Source organism: Streptomyces sp. NPDC047525 (assembly GCF_040643025.1).
GTDB lineage: Bacteria > Actinomycetota > Actinomycetes > Streptomycetales > Streptomycetaceae > Streptomyces > Streptomyces durmitorensis.
Map to the genome: position 1 here is coordinate 21,798 of NZ_JBEYTL010000015.1, position 17,985 is coordinate 39,782.

The following is a 17,985-nucleotide window of genomic DNA, read 5'->3' on the forward strand; positions in this document are numbered from 1 at the left end:
GTGTGCCGTGTGCCTACTTCGTGGTGGTGCTGCGCGAACCGGTGCTGCTGCCACGGCGGTTGGTGCGCCACAGCTGATACAGATGCTTCGCCCCAGGCCGTATGAAACGCGCGAGCATCATGAAGAACGGCTTCATGTCGTCCGAAGCGAGCCACGCCAGCTCCGTGCCGCTCGCGCGCGGGGGCGCGTGCGGTGTGGTGTAGCCGCTGCGGCGGTAGGCGAGGAGGGCGGGCAGGTCGATGTTCTCCACGACATACCGATGACCGGCGCGCTGTTCCCCCTTCGGGACCGGGCGCCCCGTCAGGTGCAGGTGCATCGCGCGGACGACGTCGATCCCCGATTCGTTCTCGAAGAGCCGGAACTGCGCGCCCATACGGGGGTTGAAATCGAGCAGTTTGTACTGACCGTCGCGTCGGTCATAGCGCAGGTCGAGGTCGATGACGCCGGTGAAGCCGATCTGTTTGATGAAACGCGCGGCGAGGTCCGCGAGTTCCGGATTGTCGACGACGTACGCATTCGCCGTCATCCCCGCGTGCGGCGGCCAGGAGCGCACCTTGACGCCCGTGAACATCGCGCGCGGCGCCGAGTCCTCGTCGAAGTACGCGTGCACGATCCAGTCCTCGGCCTGCTCCCGCGGCAGATACTCCTGGAGGATCACCCCGGGCCGCTCGCCCCAGTCACGGGCGAGGCCGAGCAGGCCCTCCCGGGTCTCTATGCGCGTCGTCCCGTTCACCGCGGGCCGGGAGCGGCGCGTGAACGCCTCGCGGTTCTTGGCGACCACCGGGAAGACCGCCGCGGCGGCGAACTGCTCGATGTCCCCGTAACACTCGGGGAAGGACGCGGCCGGCGAGGCGATGCCGTGCTCCACGCACAGCTCGTGCAGACCCTGCTTGCTGGCGAGGCGGCGGGGCAGCCCCGGCTCCACGCGCGGGAAGAGGAATCCCGCCCCGCTCAGCGGCTCCTGGTGCTCGGCGATGAGGACGGCCGCTTCCTCGTCGGTCGGGATCAGGACCGTGGGCCTGCCGATCCGGCGCGCGACGCGCAGCATCCCCTCGACGAGCCGCTCCGGCTCCTCCGCGCCGGTGGTCGGCCAGGGAAGCGCGCGGGTGAGATGGCGGGAGGCAGCGGCAGGTGTGTACCGGTCCTCCGTGATCGCGTACATGGGCACGCCGAGCCGCCCCAGGCTGCGGATCGCCCCCACGCCGCCGTGGTGCAGCGGATAACTGCCGAACTTCACGATCAGGCCGGGCACCTCACGGTCCACCGCGAAGGGCAGGCTGTCGTTCCTCATGGCCACGGGTCCCCCCACGTGTCCCTCCGTATGACCCGGACCCACCCCGTCCGCGTCCCCCCACAGGACGCTAAGCCGGAACTGACCACTCCAGCAAGGCTTATTCGGACATTGCGAACTCTTTAGACACTGCCCCAACCGGGGGCTTCCACGTAACGTGTGGCACACCCATATGGAAAGCGAGGCAGGTACGCATGTCCGAGCACACCCCGCTCGATCAGGCCGGGAGCGACCCTTCCGTCCGCTCCGTAGGCGACCCCTTCGCTCTCGCGGAGGGCGACCCCTTCGGGCCGCACAATCTTCCGTACGGCGTGTTCTCCCTGGCCGGGGATGCGGCAGGGGCCGCGGAGCGCCGGGTCGGCGTACGACTCGGCGATCACGTCCTCGACGCGGGCGCCGCGGCGGCCGCGCTCGGCTCGCCCTATGTCTCGCTGCTCGCCGGGCCCACGCTCAACCCGCTGCTCGCCGCGGGCCGCACGGCCTGGTCCGACGTGCGGCGCGCGCTCACCGCGTGGGTGACGATCCCTGCTCACCGCGAGGTCGTACGCCCTCTGCTGCACCCGCTGTCGGAGGTCACGCTGCACCTCCCCTTCGAGGTCGCGGACTATGTGGACTTCTACGCCTCCGAGCACCACGCGACACACCTGGGGCAGATCTTCCGCCCGGACGCACCGACCCCTCTGACCCCCAACTGGAAGCACCTCCCCATCGGTTACCACGGCCGGTCCGGCACCGTTGTGGTCTCCGGAACCGACGTGGTACGTCCGTCGGGGCAGCGCAAGGCGCCCTCGGAGACCGCACCGGTCTTCGGGCCCTCCGTCCGCCTCGACATCGAGGCCGAGGTCGGCTTCGTCGTGGGTACGCCGTCGGAGCTCGGCACCCCGGTGCCGCTCGCGGACTTCAGGGAGCACGTCTTCGGCCTGAGCCTCCTCAACGACTGGTCGGCGCGCGACATCCAGGCCTGGGAGTACGTGCCGCTCGGCCCCTTCCTCGGCAAGTCCTTCTGCACCTCGGTCTCCGCGTGGATCACCCCCCTGGAGGCCCTGGACACCGCGCGGGTCGCCCCTCCGGAGCGCACCCACGAACTCCTCCCCTACCTGGACGACTCGGCGGAGTCCGTCGCGGACGAGCCCGCCGGTTACGACCTGCGCATCACCGTCACCCTGAACGGCCACGTCATCTCCGAGCCGCCCTTCTCCACCGTCTACTGGACGGCCGCCCAGCAGCTGGCCCACATGACGGCGAACGGCGCGTCCCTGCGCACGGGCGACCTGTACGGCTCGGGCACCGTGAGCGGCCCCTCCGAGGGGCAGTACGGCTCCCTGATCGAGATCACCTGGAACGGCCGCGACCCGCTTGTCCTCCCGGACGGGAAGCGGACGTTCCTTGAGGACGGGGACGAGGTCACGCTGACGGCGTGGGCCCCGGGCCCGGACGGCACGCGGGTGGGCCTCGGTGAGGTTTCTGGCAGGGTCGCCTCCGCCCGTTGAGGCTGCTGGCCGGGGGTGAGGTCACCCCCGGCCCCCATGCACGGTGGTCGTCCGCAGCGCCGTCGTGGCTGGGCGCGCAGTTCCCCGCGCCCCTTCCCGGGCGCTCTCAGAAGTCCTCCGGCGGTTCCGGCCACTCCTCCTCCGGGGGCTCCGGGGCCTGTGCGGGCACCGGAGCCGCCGTACCCCCCAGTTCCGCGAGGACCCCGAGCACGCCCTCCCCGTACGTCGCCAGCTTCTTCTCGCCGAGACCGCCGACGCCGCCCAGCTCCGCGAGTGACGAGGGCCGTAGCGTGGCGATCTCCCGCAGCGTGGCGTCGTGGAAGATCACGTACGCCGGCAGGCCCAGCTCCTTGGCCTGCGCACCGCGCCACGCCCGCAGCGCCTCGAAGACCGGCACCGCCTCCTGAGGCAGCTCGGCGACGGCCGCCGCCGACTTCGCCTTGCGCTCCCCCTTCGCGGACTTCGCCACCGCGGGCCGCTTCGGCTCCTTGCGCAACCGCACCTCCCGCTCCCGGCCGAGGACTGTGCCGCTCTCCTCGGTCAGGACCAGCGTGCCGTACTCCCCCTCGACCGCGAGCAGTCCCTGGGCCAGCAACTGCCGCACCACGCCCCGCCATTCGGCCTCCGCGAGCTCCTCGCCGATGCCGAAGACCGAGAGCTGGTCGTGGTCGAACTGGATGACCTTGGCGGTCTTCTTGCCGAGCAGGATGTCGATGATCTGGCCCGCCCCGAACTTCTGCCCGCGCTCGCGCTGAAGACGGACGATCGTGGAGAGGACCTTCTGGGCCGCGACCGTGCCGTCCCAGGTCTCCGGCGGCGCGAGGCAGGTGTCGCAGTTGCCGCAGGACTCCCGGGCCGCGTCCTGGCCGAAGTACGTGAGGAGCTGGGCCCTGCGGCACTGGGCCGTCTCGCACAGCGCCAGCATCGAGTCCAGGTGCGAGGCCGCCCGGCGGCGGAACGCCTCGTCCCCCTCGCTGCCCTGGATCATCTTCCGCTGCTGGACGACGTCCTGGAGGCCATACGCCATCCAGGCCGTGGAGGGCAGGCCGTCACGTCCCGCGCGGCCCGTCTCCTGGTAGTACCCCTCGACCGACTTCGGCAGGTCGAGGTGGGCGACGAACCGGACGTCCGGCTTGTCGATGCCCATGCCGAAGGCGATCGTGGCGCAGACGACCAGGCCCTCCTCCCGAAGGAAGCGGGACTGGTGCCTCGCGCGCGTCCCGCCGTCCAGGCCCGCGTGGTACGGAACGGCCTCGATGCCGTTCTTGCACAGGAACTCGGCGGTCTTCTCGACCGAGTTGCGCGAGAGGCAGTAGACAATGCCCGCGTCGCCCGCGTGCTCCTCCTTGAGGAAGGCCAGGAGCTGCTTCTTCGGCTCGGCCTTCGGCACGATGCGGTACTGGATGTTGGGGCGGTCGAAGCTCGCCACGAAGTGCTTCGCGTCCGGCATGCCGAGCCGCTCGGTGATCTCCCGGTGCGTGGCGTGCGTCGCCGTCGCCGTCAGGGCGATGCGGGGGACGTCGGGCCAGCGCTCGCCGAGCAGCGAGAGCGCCAGATAGTCGGGGCGGAAGTCGTGGCCCCACTGGGCCACGCAGTGCGCCTCGTCGATCGCGAAGACGGAGATCTTGGCGCGGGAGAGCAGATCGAGCGTCCCCTCCAGGCGCAGCCGCTCCGGCGCGAGATACAGCACGTCGAGCTCCCCCGCGAGGAACTCGGCCTCCATCACGCGCCGCTCGTCGAAGTCCTGCGTGGAGTTGATGAACCCTGCCCGCACGCCCAGTGCCCGCAGCGCGTCCACCTGGTCCTGCATGAGCGCGATGAGGGGAGAGATGACCACGCCCGTGCCGGGCCTGACCAGGGCGGGGATCTGATAGCAGAGCGACTTGCCGCCACCGGTGGGCATCAGGACGACGGAGTCACCGCCCGCGACCACGTGCTCGATGATCGCTTCCTGCTCACCGCGGAACGCGTCATATCCGAAGACGCGGTGCAGCGTCCGCAGTGCGTCACTCTCCGCCACCGCGCTCGGTACGGTCACCTCGCTCATGCCTTTGATCCCATCCATCGCCCTGCCCCCGTACGTCGCGCTTCGACCACTGACTCCACGATAGGGCTCAGGACCGACACCTCTGGAAGTTATCCACAGGCCGACGCCCGGCACCCCTGTCGGACGGGGTGCCGGGCGGCGGCGAGTAGAACAGGTGGGCTACCGGAGAGGTGGCCCCCATGAGCGGTTACCGGACGAAGACCCCCGCCTGGTTCGCCAGATCCAGGAAGTACTGCGGGGCCACGCCCAGGACCAGCGTCACCGCCACGCCCACGCCGATCGCCGTCATCGTCATCGGCGAGGGCACGGCGACGGTCGGGCCGTCCGCCTTCGGCTCGCTGAAGAACATGAGCACGATCACGCGGATGTAGAAGAACGCCGCGATCGCGGACGAGATCACACCGACCACGACAAGCGCACCGGCGCCGCCCTCGGCCGCCGCCTTGAACACCGCGAACTTTCCGGAGAACCCGGAGGTCAGCGGAATGCCCGCGAAGGCGAGCAGGAAGACCGCGAAGACGGCGGCGACCAGCGGCGAGCGCCGGCCGAGCCCCGCCCACTTCGACAGGTGCGTGGCCTCGCCGCCCGCGTCCCGCACCAGCGTGACCACCGCGAACGCGCCGATCGTCACGAAGGAGTAGGCCGCCAGGTAGAAGAGGACCGACGAGATGCCGTCCGGGGTCATGGCGATGACACCGGCGAGGATGAAGCCCGCGTGGGCGATCGAGGAGTACGCGAGCAGCCGCTTGATGTCGGTCTGGGTGATCGCGACGATCGCGCCGACCAGCATCGTGACGACCACGACACCCCACATCACGGGACGCCAGTCCCAGCGAAGGCCCGGCAGGACCACGTAGAGCAGCCGGAGCAGCGCGCCGAAGGCGGCCACCTTGGTCGCCGCGGCCATGAAGCCGGTGACCGGGGTGGGCGCACCCTCGTACACATCGGGCGTCCACATGTGGAACGGCACCGCGCCCACCTTGAAGAGCAGACCCATGACGATCATCGCGGCGCCGATCAGGAGCAGCGCGTCGTTGCCCATGGTGTCGGCGAGTGCCGGGTTGACCGTCTGGACGCTGCCGTCGATGACCTTCGCGATGGTGCCGTACGACACCGAGCCCGCGTACCCGTAGAGAAGGGCGATCCCGAAGAGCAGGAACGCCGAGGAGAACGAGCCGAGCAGGAAGTACTTGACGGCGGCTTCCTGCGACATCAGGCGCTTGCGGCGGGCGAGCGCGCACAGGAGGTAGAGCGGCAGCGAGAAGACCTCGAGGGCGATGAAGAGCGTCAGGAGGTCGTTCGCCGACGGGAAGACGAGCATCCCGCCGATCGCGAAGAGCGCAAGCGGGAACACCTCGGTGGTGGTGAACCCGGCCTTCGTGGCGGCCTTTTCGCCCTCGCTGCCCGGCGTCGATCCGGCCTGCGCGGCGAACGAGTCGACGCGATTGCCGTGGGTCACCGGGTCGAGCCGCCGCTCCGCGAAGGTGAAGATCGCGACGAGTCCCGCGAGGAGGATCGTGCCCTGCAGGAAGAGCGCGGGCCCGTCGACCGCGATGGCGCCCATCGCGGCGATGTGCGCCTTCGTCGTGCCGTACCCCGTGGCCGCGAGGCCGACGACCGCGGCGAAGGACGCGGTGAGGGCGACGACGGCGACGAACACCTGCGCGTAGTACCGGGATTTGCGCGGCACGAAGGCCTCGATGAGGATCCCGATGACCGCCGCGCCGATGACGATCAACGTCGGCGACAGCTGCGCATACTCGATGGTGGGAGTGTCGATCTTGTCGATCTGATCTTGGGGCGCCGCGGCCGACGCCATTGTCCACAGGCTGTGGACAGCTGATGCGCTCACTTGGCCGCCTCCACGTCGGGCTTCGGGTCCTTCTGCTGTACGTCGGACATGGTGTGCTTGACCGCCGGGTTCACCAGCTCGGTGAGCGGCTTCGGGTAGACACCGAGGCCGATCAGGAGCGCGATCAGCGGTGCGACGACCACGAGTTCACGTACCCGCAGGTCCGGCATGGCCGAGACCTCCGGCTTCACCGGGCCCGTCATCGTCCGCTGGTAGAGGACGAGGGTGTAGAGCGCGGCGAGCACGATGCCGATGGTGGCGATGATCCCGACCACCGGATAGCGCGCGAACGCGCCCACCAGGACCAGGAATTCACTGACGAACGGTGCGAGCCCCGGCAGCGAGAGCGTCGCGAGACCGCCGATCAGGAAGGTGCCCGCGAGTACGGGTGCGACCTTCTGCACCCCTCCGTAGTCCGCGATGAGCCGCGAACCGCGCCGCGAGATCAGGAAGCCGGCCACCAGCATCAGGGCGGCGGTCGAGATCCCGTGGTTGACCATGTAGAGCGTCGCGCCGGACTGGCCCTGCGAGGTCATCGCGAAGATGCCGAGAATGATGAACCCGAAGTGCGAGATCGACGCGTACGCCACCAGGCGCTTGATGTCGCGCTGGCCGACCGCGAGCAGCGCGCCGTAGATGATGCTGATCAGGGCGAGCACGAGGACGACCGGCGTCGCCCACTTGCTCGCCTCGGGGAAGAGCCCGAGGCAGAACCGCAGCATCGCGAACGTGCCGACCTTGTCGACCACGGCCGTGATCAGCACGGCGACCGGGGCCGTGGACTCGCCCATCGCGTTCGGCAGCCAGGTGTGCAGCGGCCACAGCGGCGCCTTCACCGCGAAGGCGAAGAAGAAGCCGAGGAAGAGCCACCGCTCGGTGCTCGTCGCCATGTCCAGCGTGCCGTTGGCCCGCGCCTCGGCGATCTCCTGGAGCGAGAAGTTCCCCGCCACCACGTAGAGGCCGATCACGGCGGCCAGCATGATGAGGCCGCCGACCAGGTTGTAGAGGAGGAACTTCACGGCCGCGTACGAGCGTTGCGCCGATGCGTTCTCGTCGCTGCCCGCGTGGGCGCGGTCCCCGAAGCCGCCGATGAGGAAGTACATCGGGATGAGCATGGCTTCGAAGAAGATGTAGAAGAGGAAGACGTCGGTGGCCGCGAAGGAGATGATCACCATCGCCTCGACCGCCAGGATCAGGGCGAAGAAGCCCTGAGTCGGCCGCCAGCGCGAGGACTTCGTCTCCAGGGGATCGGCGTCGTGCCAGCCCGCCAGGATGATGAAGGGCATCAGGAGCGCGGTGAGCGCGATGAGGGCGACACCGATGCCGTCCACGCCGAGCTCGTACCGCACCCCGAACTCCGCGATCCAGGCGCGGGATTCGGTCAGTTGATAGCGGGATCCGTCGGGGTCGAACCGCACGAGCACGGTCACGGCGAGCGCGAGCGTGGCGAGCGACACGAGCAGCGCGAGCCACTTGGCGGCGGTCCGCCGGGCGGCCGGGACGGCTGCCGTGGCGATCGCGCCGACCGCGGGCAGGGCCGCCGTCGCTGTCAGCAGAGGAAAGGACATCGGTATCAGACCGCCCTCATCAGCAGGGTCGCGGCGATGAGTACCGCAACGCCGCCGAACATCGAGACCGCGTAGGAGCGGGCATAGCCGTTCTGCATCTTGCGCAGCCGCCCGGAGAGCCCGCCGACCGAGGCCGCCGAGCCGTTGACGACTCCGTCGACCAGGGTGTGGTCGACGTAGACCAGGGAGCGGGTGAGGTGCTCTCCGCCGCGGACCAGGACGACGTGGTTGAAGTCGTCCTGGAGGAGATCGCGCCGGGCCGCCCGGGTGAGCAGCGAACCGCGCGGGGCGGTGACCGGGACGGGACGGCGGCCGTACTGGACGTAGGCCAGGGCCACACCGATGACCAGGACCACCATGGTGGCGCCGGTGACCGTGGTGGCGCTCAGCGGCGAGTGCCCGTGGTCGTGCTGAGTGACCGGCTCGAGCCAGTGCATGAAGCGGTCGCCGATGCTGAAGAAGCCACCCGCGAAGACCGACCCGAAGGCGAGCACGATCATCGGGATCGTCATGGACTTGGGCGACTCGTGCGGGTGCGGCTCATGGCCGTCCGCATCCGGCTGCCAGCGCTTCTCTCCGAAGAAGGTCATGATCATTACGCGCGTCATGTAGAACGCGGTGATCGCGGCGCCGAGCAGCGCGACCGAGCCGAGGATCCAGCCCTCCGTGCCGCCCTTGGCGAAGGCCGCCTCGATGATCTTGTCCTTGGAGAAGAAGCCGGACAGACCGGGGAAGCCGATGATCGCCAGATAGCCGAGCCCGAAGGTCACGAAGGTGACCGGCATGTACTTCCTGAGGCCGCCGTACTTCCTCATGTCGACCTCGTCGTTCATGCCGTGCATGACCGAACCGGCCCCCAGGAAGAGCCCAGCCTTGAAGAAGCCGTGCGTCACCAGGTGCATGATCGCGAAGACGTAGCCGATGGGGCCGAGGCCCGCGGCCAGGATCATGTACCCGATCTGGGACATCGTCGAGCCGGCGAGCGCCTTCTTGATGTCGTCCTTCGCGCAACCGACGATCGCACCGAAGAGGAGCGTCACCGCGCCGACGACCGTGACGACCAGTTGCGCGTCCGGTGCGCCGTTGAAGATCGCGCCGGAGCGGACGATCAAGTACACGCCCGCGGTCACCATCGTCGCCGCGTGGATGAGGGCCGAGACCGGGGTCGGGCCCTCCATCGCGTCGCCGAGCCAGGACTGGAGCGGCACCTGGGCCGACTTGCCGCAGGCCGCGAGCAGCAGCATCAGGCCGATGGCCGTCAGCTTGCCCTCCGACGTCTCACCGGTGGCCTCCAGGACCGGCCCGAAGGCGAAGGTCCCGAAGGTGGTGAACATCAGCATGATCGCGATCGACAGGCCCATGTCGCCGACCCTGTTGACCAGGAAGGCCTTCTTCGCGGCGGTGGCCGCGCTGGGCTTGTGCTGCCAGAAACCGATCAGGAGGTACGAGGCGAGGCCGACGCCCTCCCATCCGACGTACAGCAGGAGGTAGTTGTCGGCGAGGACCAGGATGAGCATCGCCGCGAGGAACAGGTTCAGGTAGCCGAAGAAGCGGCGACGCCGCTCGTCGTGCTCCATGTACCCGATGGAGTAGATGTGGATCAGGGTGCCCACACCGGTGATCAGCAGGACGAACGTCATCGACAGCTGGTCCAGCTGGAAGGCGACGTCCGCCTGGAATCCCTCCACCGGGATCCAGCTGAACAGGTGCTGCGACAGGGAGCGCTCCTCGGCGCCCTTGCCCAGCATGTCGGCGAAGAGCACGACGCCGACGACGAAGGAGGCGGCAGCGAGCAGCGTGCCGAGCCAGTGGCCCACACGGTCGAGCCGCCGCCCGCCGCACAGCAGTACGGCCGCTCCGAGCAGAGGCGCCGCTACGAGCAGCGCGATCAGGTTCTCCACTTTTCAGCGACCCCTTACAGCTTCATCAGGCTGGCGTCGTCGACCGAGGCCGAGTGACGGGAGCGGAACAGCGACACGATGATCGCGAGACCGACCACGACTTCCGCCGCGGCGACGACCATCGTGAAGAACGCGATGATCTGGCCGTCGAGATTGCCGTGCAGCCGGGAGAAGGCGACAAAGGCCAAGTTGCACGCGTTGAGCATCAGCTCGATACACATGAAGACCACGATCGCGTTCCGCCTGATCAGCACGCCGGTGGCGCCGATCGAGAACAACAGCGCCGCGAGATACAGGTAGTTGACCGGATTCACTTCGACGCCTCCTCGCTCTTGGACGACCGCTCGAGACGGTCCTCGGAACGCTGTTCGAGGGCCCGCAGGTCGTCCAGTGCCTCGTCCGACACATCGCGGATCTGGCCGCGCTCACGCAGCGTCTTGTTGACCGTGAGCTCCGACGGGGTGCCGTCGGGGAGCAGGCCCGCGACGTCCACGGCGTTGTGCCGGGCGTAGACACCGGGGGCGGGCAGCGGCGGCAGGTGCTTGCCGCGCACGCGCTCCTCGGACATCTCGCGCTGCGTCTTGGCACGCTCCGTGCGCTCGCGGTGGGTGAGGACCATCGCGCCGACCGTGGCGGTGATGAGCAGCGCGCCGGTGATCTCGAAGGCGAAGACGTACTTCGTGAAGATGCTCTCCGCGAGGCCCTCCACGTTGCCGCCCGCGTTCGCCTTGCCGAGGCCCGCGAACTCGTTCACCGAGGCGTTCCCGATGCCCGCGAAGAGCAGGATGGCGAAGCCGAAGCCGCAGAGCCCGGCCAGCCAGCGCTGCCCCTTGATGGTCTCCTTCAGGGAGTCGGCGGCGGTGACGCCGACGAGCATGACCACGAAGAGGAAGAGCATCATGATCGCGCCGGTGTAGACGACGACCTGGACGATGCCCAGGAAGTACGCCCCGTTGGCGAGGTAGAAGACCGCCAGGATGATCATGGTCCCGGCGAGACAGAGCGCGCTGTGCACGGCCTTCTTCATGAGGATCGTGCACAGGGCGCCGATCACGGCGACCGTGCCGAGCACCCAGAACTGGACGGCCTCACCGGTGGAGGTGGCGTAGGCGGCGAGTTGGGTCATCGGTTGATCACCTCCCCCGACGCGGGTTCGGAGTCCCCGAAGGTGGAAGCGGCTTCCTGGGGCGTCTCACCCTTGGAGAGGGCCACTTGGGGCACCGTTCCGGGAGCGGCCTCCGTGACCAGACCTCGGTAGTAGTCCTGCTCGTCCGTGCCCGGGAAGATCGAGTGCGGTGACTCGACCATGCCTTCCTCCAGGCCGGCGAGCAGCTGCTCCTTGGTGAAGATGAGCTTCTCGCGGCTGCTGTCGGCCAGCTCGAACTCGTTCGTCATCGTCAGCGCGCGCGTGGGGCACGCCTCGATGCACAGGCCGCACAGGATGCAGCGGGCGTAGTTGATCTGGTAGACGCGGCCGTACCGCTCGCCCGGGGAGTAGCGCTCCTCCTCGGTGTTGTCCGCGCCCTCCACATAGATCGCGTCCGCGGGGCAGGCCCAGGCGCAGAGCTCACAGCCGATGCACTTCTCCAGGCCGTCCGGATGGCGATTGAGCTGGTGCCTGCCGTGGAAGCGGGGAGCGGTGGTCTTCTCCTGCTCCGGATACTGCTCGGTCAGCCGCTTCTTGAACATGGCCTTGAAGGTCACGCCGAAGCCCGCGACAGGGTTCTGGAACCCCTGCTTCGATTGGTTCGACTCGTTCTGTGACTCTTTCTTCGACTCAGCCATCGGACGCCTCCTTTCCGTCACTTCGGGTTCCGTCACTTTGAGTATCCGGCCCACCACTGACAATCAACTCGCGCTCCTGGCGCGGGCGTCGGCGCGGTACGGGCGGCAAGCTCTGTCCGGGCAGCGGCGGGACCGGGAATCCGCCCGCCATCGGGTCGAAGGCGACCGGCTCCTCCTCGACCGCCGCTTCCTTCTCGCGCTTGTCGCGGAAGATGTCGACGACGACGGAGAGCAACAGGAGCGCGATGACTCCGCCGCCCACATAGAGCGCGATCGAGGTGAAGTCGTACTCCTCGTTCCGCATCGCCCTGACCGTCGCGACGAGCATCAGCCAGACGACCGAGACCGGGATCAGGACCTTCCAGCCGAGCTTCATCAGCTGGTCGTAGCGGACGCGTGGCAGCGTGCCGCGCAGCCAGATGAAGAAGAACAGCAGCAGCTGGACCTTGATCACGAACCAGAGCATCGGCCACCAGCCGTGGTTCGCGCCCTCCCAGAAGGTGCTGATGGGATACGGGGCCCGCCAGCCGCCCAGGAAGAGGGTGACCGAGACCGCCGAGACGGTGACCATGTTGACGTACTCGGCGAGCATGAACAGCGCGAACTTGATCGACGAGTACTCGGTGTTGAAGCCGCCGACGAGGTCGCCCTCGGACTCCGGCATGTCGAAGGGCGCGCGGTTGGTCTCACCGATCATCGTCACGATGTAGATCAGGAACGAGACCGGAAGCAGCAGCACGTACCAGCGGTCCGCCTGCGCCTCCACGATCGCCGAGGTCGACATCGACCCGGAGTAGAGGAACACCGAGGCGAACGCGGCGCCCATCGCGATCTCGTACGAGATCATCTGCGCGCAGGAGCGCAGGCCGCCGAGGAGCGGATAGGTGGATCCGGAGCTCCAGCCGGCGAGCACGATGCCGTAGATGCCGACCGAGGCGACCGCGAGGATGTAGAGCATCGCGATCGGCAGGTCGGTGAGCTGCATCGTCGTGCGCTGGCCGAAGATCGAGACTTCGTTGCCCGCGGGCCCGAAGGGGATCACCGCGATCGCCATGAAGGCCGGGATGGCCGCGATGATCGGCGCGAGGATGTACACCACCTTGTCCGCGCGCTTGACGATCAGGTCTTCCTTGAGCATCAGCTTGATGCCGTCCGCGAGGGACTGCAGCATGCCCCAGGGGCCGTGCCGGTTGGGGCCGATGCGCAGCTGCATCCAGGCGACGACCTTGCGCTCCCACACGATGGAGAAGAGCACCGTCACCATCAGGAACGCGAAGCAGAAGACCGCCTTGACGGCGACCAGCCACCACGGGTCACGGCCGAACATGGACAGGTCTTCCGCCGCAAGCGGCACCACGGTGTGCATCACGACGTCACCTCCGGGGCCTCAGAGGGCTCCGGCAGGAGCGCCGGGCCGATGCGGACGAGGTCGCCGGGGTGCGCGCCGGTGTCGGAAGTGACGCCTCCCCCGGTCGAGTTCAGCGGCAGCCACACCACGCGGTCGGGCATCTCGGTGACCAGGAGCGGCAGTTCGGTCGTCCCCGCGGATCCGGTGACGGCCAGGACGTCGCCGTCCTTGACGCCCGCCTCGGCCGCGGTGGCCGCCGAGAGCCGGGCGACCGCGGCGTGCCGCGTGCCGGCCAGCGCCTCGTCGCCCTCCTGGAGGCGGCCCTGGTCGAGCAGCAGCCGGTGCCCCGCGAGAACGGCCTCTCCGGAGGCGGGCCTCGGAGGCTGAGCGGCGCTCTCCACGGGGTCGGTGGCGTGCGTCCCCTCCCAGCCGCCGAGCCGGTCCAGCTCGCGCCGGGCCGTCGCCAGGTCGGGAAGGCCCAGGTGCACGTCCCCGGCGTCGGCCAGCATGTGCAGCACACGGGCGTCGGTCGGGGCCAGCGTGCGCGTCATCTGGTCGGGCTTGAGCGCGGCGCCGAACATCCGGGCCCTGCCCTCCCAGTTGAGGAAGGTGCCGGGCTTCTCCGCGACCGCGGCCACGGGGAGTACGACGTCGGCGTGCTCGGTGACCTCGCTGGGCCGCAGCTCCAGGGAGACCAGGAACCCGACCTCGGAGAGTGCTTCACGCGCGCGTGCCGGGTCAGGAAGGTCGGCGACCTCCACGCCCGCCACCAGGAGCGCGCCCAGTTCGCCGGTCGCCGCGGCCTCGATGATCTGGCCGGTGTCGCGGCCGTAGCGGTGCGGGAGTTCGGCGACGCGCCAGGCGGTCGCGACCTCCTCCCGCGCGCGCGGGTCGGTGGACGGGCGCCCGCCGGGAAGCAGCGAAGGCAGCGCGCCCGCCTCGACGGCGCCGCGCTCCCCCGCCCTGCGCGGGATCCACACCAGCCGCGCACCGGTCGCGGACGCGACCCGTACGGCGGCGGTGAGACCGCCCGCCACGGCGGCAAGACGCTCACCGACCACGATCACCGCGCCCGAAGTGCGCAGCGCCTCGGCCGCCTTGGCGCCGTCGCCCTCCAGGCCGGTTCCGGCGGCAAGGGCGTCGAGCCACTGGGTCTCGGTGCCGGGAGCCGCGGGCAGCAGGGTGCCGCCCGCCTTCTCCAGGCCGCGCGTCTGGTGCGTCGCGAGGGAGAAGGTCCGCTGGCCGTGCTTGCGCCAGGCCTTGCGAAGCCGAAGGAAGATCCCGGGCGCCTCTTCCTCGGACTCAAGTCCGACGAGCAGGACGGCGGGCGCCTTCTCCACTTCCGCGTACGTGACTCCGGTGCCGTCGAGATCCCGGCCCCGTCCCGCCACGCGTGCGGCGAGGAAGTCGGCCTCCTCGCTGCTGTGCACGCGCGCGCGGAAGTCGATGTCGTTCGTGTCGAGCGCCACGCGCGCGTACTTGCTGTACGCGTAGGCGTCCTCCACGGTGAGGCGACCGCCGGTCAGCACACCGGCCCGGCCGCGCGCCGCGGCGAGCCCGTTGGCCGCGACTTCGAGAGCCTCGGGCCAGCTCGCGGTCTCCAGCTCACCCGTCTCGGCGTTGCGCACCAGCGGCGTGGTGAGGCGGTCCGGCTTCTGGGCGTAACGGAAGCCGAAGCGCCCCTTGTCGCAGAGCCACTCCTCGTTGACCTCGGGGTCGTCCGCCGCGAGCCGCCGCATGACCTTGCCGCGGCGGTGGTCGGTGCGGGTCGCGCAGCCGCCCGCGCAGTGCTCGCAGACCGACGGCGAGGACACCAGGTCGAAGGGCCGGGAGCGGAAGCGATACGCCGCCGAGGTCAGCGCGCCGACCGGACAGATCTGGATGGTGTTCCCGGAGAAGTACGACTCGAAGGGATCACCCTCGCCCGTGCCGACCTGCTGGAGCGCGCCGCGCTCAAGCAGCTCGATCATCGGGTCGCCCGCGATCTGGTTGGAGAACCGGGTGCAGCGGGCGCAGAGCACACACCGCTCGCGGTCGAGGAGGACCTGCGTCGAAATCGGCACCGGCTTCTCGAAGGTCCGCTTCTTGCCCTCGAAGCGGGTGTCCGTGTCGCCGACCTGCATCGCCTGGTTCTGCAGCGGGCACTCGCCGCCCTTGTCGCAGACCGGGCAGTCCAGCGGGTGGTTGATGAGCAGCAGCTCCATCACACCGCGCTGTGCCTTCTCGGCGACCGGCGAGGAGAGCTGCGACTTCACGACCATGCCGTCGGTGCAGGTGATGGTGCAGGAAGCCATCGGCTTGCGCTGGCCCTCCACCTCGACGATGCACTGGCGGCAGGCGCCCGCCGGGTCGAGCAGCGGGTGGTCGCAGAACCGGGGGATCTCGATGCCGAGGAGCTCGGCGGCCCGGATCACCAGCGTCCCCTTGGGGACGCTGATCTCGATGCCGTCGATCGTCAGCGACACGAGATCTTCCGGCGGAACCGCCGGCTCGCCTCCTCCGGAGGGAGCGCTGTTGGTGGTCACTGTCATGCGTTCACCTCCGAGTTTTTGGCGGGCCGGTCGGCCCAGAGAGTCGACTTGGCCGGGTCGAAGGGGCAGCCCTTGCCGGTGATGTGCTCCTCGTACTCCTCGCGGAAGTACTTGAGCGAGGAGAAGATCGGCGAGGCGGCGCCGTCGCCGAGGGCGCAGAACGACTTGCCGTTGATGTTGTCGGCGATGTCGTTCAGCTTGTCGAGGTCGGACATGACGCCCTTGCCCGCCTCGATGTCGCGGAGCAACTGGACCAGCCAGTACGTCCCTTCGCGGCAGGGCGTGCACTTTCCGCAGGACTCATGGGCGTAGAACTCGGTCCAGCGCGTGACGGCCCGTACGACGCAGGTCGTCTCGTCGAAGCACTGCAGTGCCTTCGTGCCGAGCATCGACCCTGCGGCGCCCACTCCCTCGTAGTCCAGCGGGACGTCGAGGTGCTCGTCGGTGAACATCGGCGTCGAAGAGCCGCCCGGCGTCCAGAACTTGAGCCGGTGGCCCGCCCTGATCCCGCCGCTCATGTCGAGCAGCTGGCGCAGGGTGATGCCCAGCGGGGCCTCGTACTGGCCGGGGCTCGTGACGTGGCCGCTCAGCGAATAGAGCGTGAAGCCGGGGGACTTCTCGCTCCCCATCGACTTGAACCAGTCTTTTCCGCGGTTCAGGATCGCGGGAACCGACGCGATGGACTCGACGTTGTTCACGACAGTGGGGCATGCGTAGAGGCCCGCGACGGCCGGGAAAGGGGGACGCAGTCGCGGCTGGCCACGGCGGCCTTCGAGCGAGTCGAGCAGCGCGGTCTCCTCACCACAGATGTACGCGCCCGCGCCCGCGTGCACGGTGAGTTCGAGATCGAGACCGCTGCCCAGGATGTTCTCGCCCAGGAATCCCGCCTCTTTCGCCTCACGCACGGCCTCGTGCAGCCGCCGGAGCACGGGGACGACTTCACCACGCAGATAGATGAAGGCATGCGACGAACGGATCGCGTAACAGGCGATCACGATGCCCTCGATGAGGCTATGCGGGTTCGCGAAGAGGAGCGGGATGTCCTTGCAGGTCCCCGGCTCCGATTCGTCGGCGTTGACAACTAGATAGTGCGGCTTTCCATCTCCCTGCGGAATGAACTGCCATTTCATTCCGGTGGGGAATCCCGCGCCGCCCCTGCCGCGCAGACCGGAGTCCTTCACGTACGCGATGAGGTCGTCCGGCGCCATGGCCAGGGCCTTGCGCAGGCCTTCGTACCCCTCGTGCCGTCGGTAGGTGTCCAGCGTCCAGGACTTCTCCTCGTCCCAGAACGCCGAAAGCACCGGCGCGAGCAGCTTCTCGGGGCTCGTCTCGTTGTCGATCTCGGCTGCCAAGGTCATCACTCCCCCTCCTCGGCGGTCGGTCCGGCCGGGTGGGCCGGGTCGGATGCCGAGGTCTGCTGCGGTGCGTCGTGCGAGCTGAGGTGCTCGGCAGGCGCCTCGTCCTGCGGGCCGCCCGCGCGCGGGTGGACCACCCGGGGCTGCGGCAACTCGCCCTTGGCCAGGCGCAGTCCGATCAGCGAGGCCGGGCCCGCGCCGCCGCTCGCCTCGACGGCGCCCGCGCGCTCGTCCGGGAAGCCCGCCAGGATCCGGGCCGTCTCCTTGTACGTGCACAAGGGGGCGCCGCGGGTCGGCTCGACCTGCACGCCCGCGCGCAGGTCGTCGACGAGCCGCTTGGCGGTCTCGGGAGTCTGGTTGTCGAAGAACTCCCAGTTGACCATCACGACGGGGGCGAAGTCGCAGGCCGCGTTGCACTCGATGTGCTCCAGCGTGACCTTGCCGTCCTCCGTGGTCCCTTCGTTGCCGACACCCAGGTGTTCCTGGAGCGACTCGAAGATCGCGTCGCCGCCCATGACGGCGCACAGCGTGTTCGTGCAGACGCCGACCTGGTAGTCACCGGAGGGCTTGCGCCGGTACATCGTGTAGAAGGTCGCGACCGCGGTGACCTCGGCGGTGGTCAGGCCGAGCACCTCCGCGCAGAAGGCCATGCCCGTGCGCGTGACGTGGCCCTCCTCGGACTGCACGAGGTGCAGCAGCGGGAGCAGCGCGGACCGCGAGTCCGGGTAGCGGGAGATGACCTCCTTGGCGTCCGCGTCGAGCCTGGCCCGTACGTCGGCCGGGAAGTCGGGGGCGGGGAGTTGGGGCATGCCCAGGC

13 protein-coding genes are annotated in these 17,985 nt (G+C 69.1%); 1 reads left to right on the forward strand and 12 read right to left on the reverse strand.

Annotated features, from left to right (window positions below; genetic code table 11):
- Positions 1 to 13: 13 nt before the first annotated feature.
- Positions 14 to 1,291, reverse strand: coding sequence for an ATP-grasp domain-containing protein (locus ABZ833_RS33535; protein ID WP_361054725.1), 1,278 nt, complete (start codon positions 1,289 to 1,291; stop codon positions 14 to 16).
- 194 nt (positions 1,292 to 1,485) lie between these two features.
- Here ABZ833_RS33535 and fahA point away from each other — a divergent pair, with 194 nt between their 5' ends.
- Positions 1,486 to 2,781, forward strand: coding sequence for a fumarylacetoacetase (gene fahA / locus ABZ833_RS33540; RefSeq protein ID WP_361054728.1), 1,296 nt, complete (start codon positions 1,486 to 1,488; stop codon positions 2,779 to 2,781).
- A 106-nt stretch (positions 2,782 to 2,887) separates the two neighbouring features.
- Here fahA and recQ read toward each other — a convergent pair whose 3' ends face one another.
- The 11 genes from recQ to nuoE all read right to left on the reverse strand — a co-directional run bounded on the left by recQ (position 2,888) and on the right by nuoE (position 17,977).
- A complete protein-coding gene (gene recQ / locus ABZ833_RS33545) occupies positions 2,888 to 4,828 on the reverse strand; it encodes a DNA helicase RecQ (RefSeq protein WP_361054731.1) in 1,941 nt (646 codons plus the stop codon).
- Between the two features lie 187 nt (positions 4,829 to 5,015).
- On the reverse strand, positions 5,016 to 6,680 hold the full coding sequence (gene nuoN / locus ABZ833_RS33550; protein ID WP_249588394.1) for an NADH-quinone oxidoreductase subunit NuoN: 1,665 nt from the start codon (positions 6,678 to 6,680) through the stop codon (positions 5,016 to 5,018).
- Positions 6,677 to 8,248, reverse strand: a complete 1,572-nt coding sequence (locus ABZ833_RS33555; protein WP_361054735.1) for an NADH-quinone oxidoreductase subunit M — start codon at positions 8,246 to 8,248, stop codon at positions 6,677 to 6,679. The genes nuoN and ABZ833_RS33555 overlap by 4 nt, the downstream gene beginning before the upstream one ends.
- 5 nt (positions 8,249 to 8,253) lie before the next feature.
- Positions 8,254 to 10,149: an NADH-quinone oxidoreductase subunit L gene (gene nuoL / locus ABZ833_RS33560; protein ID WP_361054738.1), complete on the reverse strand. Its 1,896-nt coding sequence runs from the start codon at positions 10,147 to 10,149 to the stop codon at positions 8,254 to 8,256.
- Positions 10,150 to 10,163: 14 nt separating this feature from the next.
- Positions 10,164 to 10,463 carry an NADH-quinone oxidoreductase subunit NuoK gene (nuoK, locus tag ABZ833_RS33565; protein WP_249588397.1) on the reverse strand — a complete coding sequence of 100 codons (300 nt, stop codon included), beginning with the start codon at positions 10,461 to 10,463 and terminating at the stop codon, positions 10,164 to 10,166.
- Positions 10,460 to 11,275, reverse strand: a complete 816-nt coding sequence (locus tag ABZ833_RS33570) for an NADH-quinone oxidoreductase subunit J (RefSeq protein ID WP_361054742.1) — start codon at positions 11,273 to 11,275, stop codon at positions 10,460 to 10,462. Before ABZ833_RS33570 ends, nuoK begins: the two co-directional genes overlap by 4 nt.
- Positions 11,272 to 11,934: an NADH-quinone oxidoreductase subunit NuoI gene (gene nuoI, locus ABZ833_RS33575; RefSeq protein WP_361054745.1), complete on the reverse strand. Its 663-nt coding sequence runs from the start codon at positions 11,932 to 11,934 to the stop codon at positions 11,272 to 11,274. The genes ABZ833_RS33570 and nuoI overlap by 4 nt, the downstream gene beginning before the upstream one ends.
- Complete coding sequence (gene nuoH, locus ABZ833_RS33580) at positions 11,927 to 13,300, reverse strand: NADH-quinone oxidoreductase subunit NuoH (RefSeq protein ID WP_361055164.1); 1,374 nt, start codon at positions 13,298 to 13,300, stop codon at positions 11,927 to 11,929. The genes nuoI and nuoH overlap by 8 nt, the downstream gene beginning before the upstream one ends.
- Positions 13,300 to 15,813, reverse strand: a complete 2,514-nt coding sequence (locus ABZ833_RS33585) for an NADH-quinone oxidoreductase subunit G (RefSeq protein ID WP_361054748.1) — start codon at positions 15,811 to 15,813, stop codon at positions 13,300 to 13,302. Before ABZ833_RS33585 ends, nuoH begins: the two co-directional genes overlap by 1 nt.
- Complete coding sequence (gene nuoF / locus ABZ833_RS33590; protein WP_361054751.1) at positions 15,810 to 17,174, reverse strand: NADH-quinone oxidoreductase subunit NuoF; 1,365 nt, start codon at positions 17,172 to 17,174, stop codon at positions 15,810 to 15,812. The genes ABZ833_RS33585 and nuoF overlap by 4 nt, the downstream gene beginning before the upstream one ends.
- Entirely contained in the window at positions 17,171 to 17,977 is an 807-nt protein-coding gene (nuoE, locus tag ABZ833_RS33595; RefSeq protein ID WP_361055167.1) for an NADH-quinone oxidoreductase subunit NuoE, read from the reverse strand. Before nuoE ends, nuoF begins: the two co-directional genes overlap by 4 nt.
- Positions 17,978 to 17,985 lie beyond the last annotated feature (8 nt).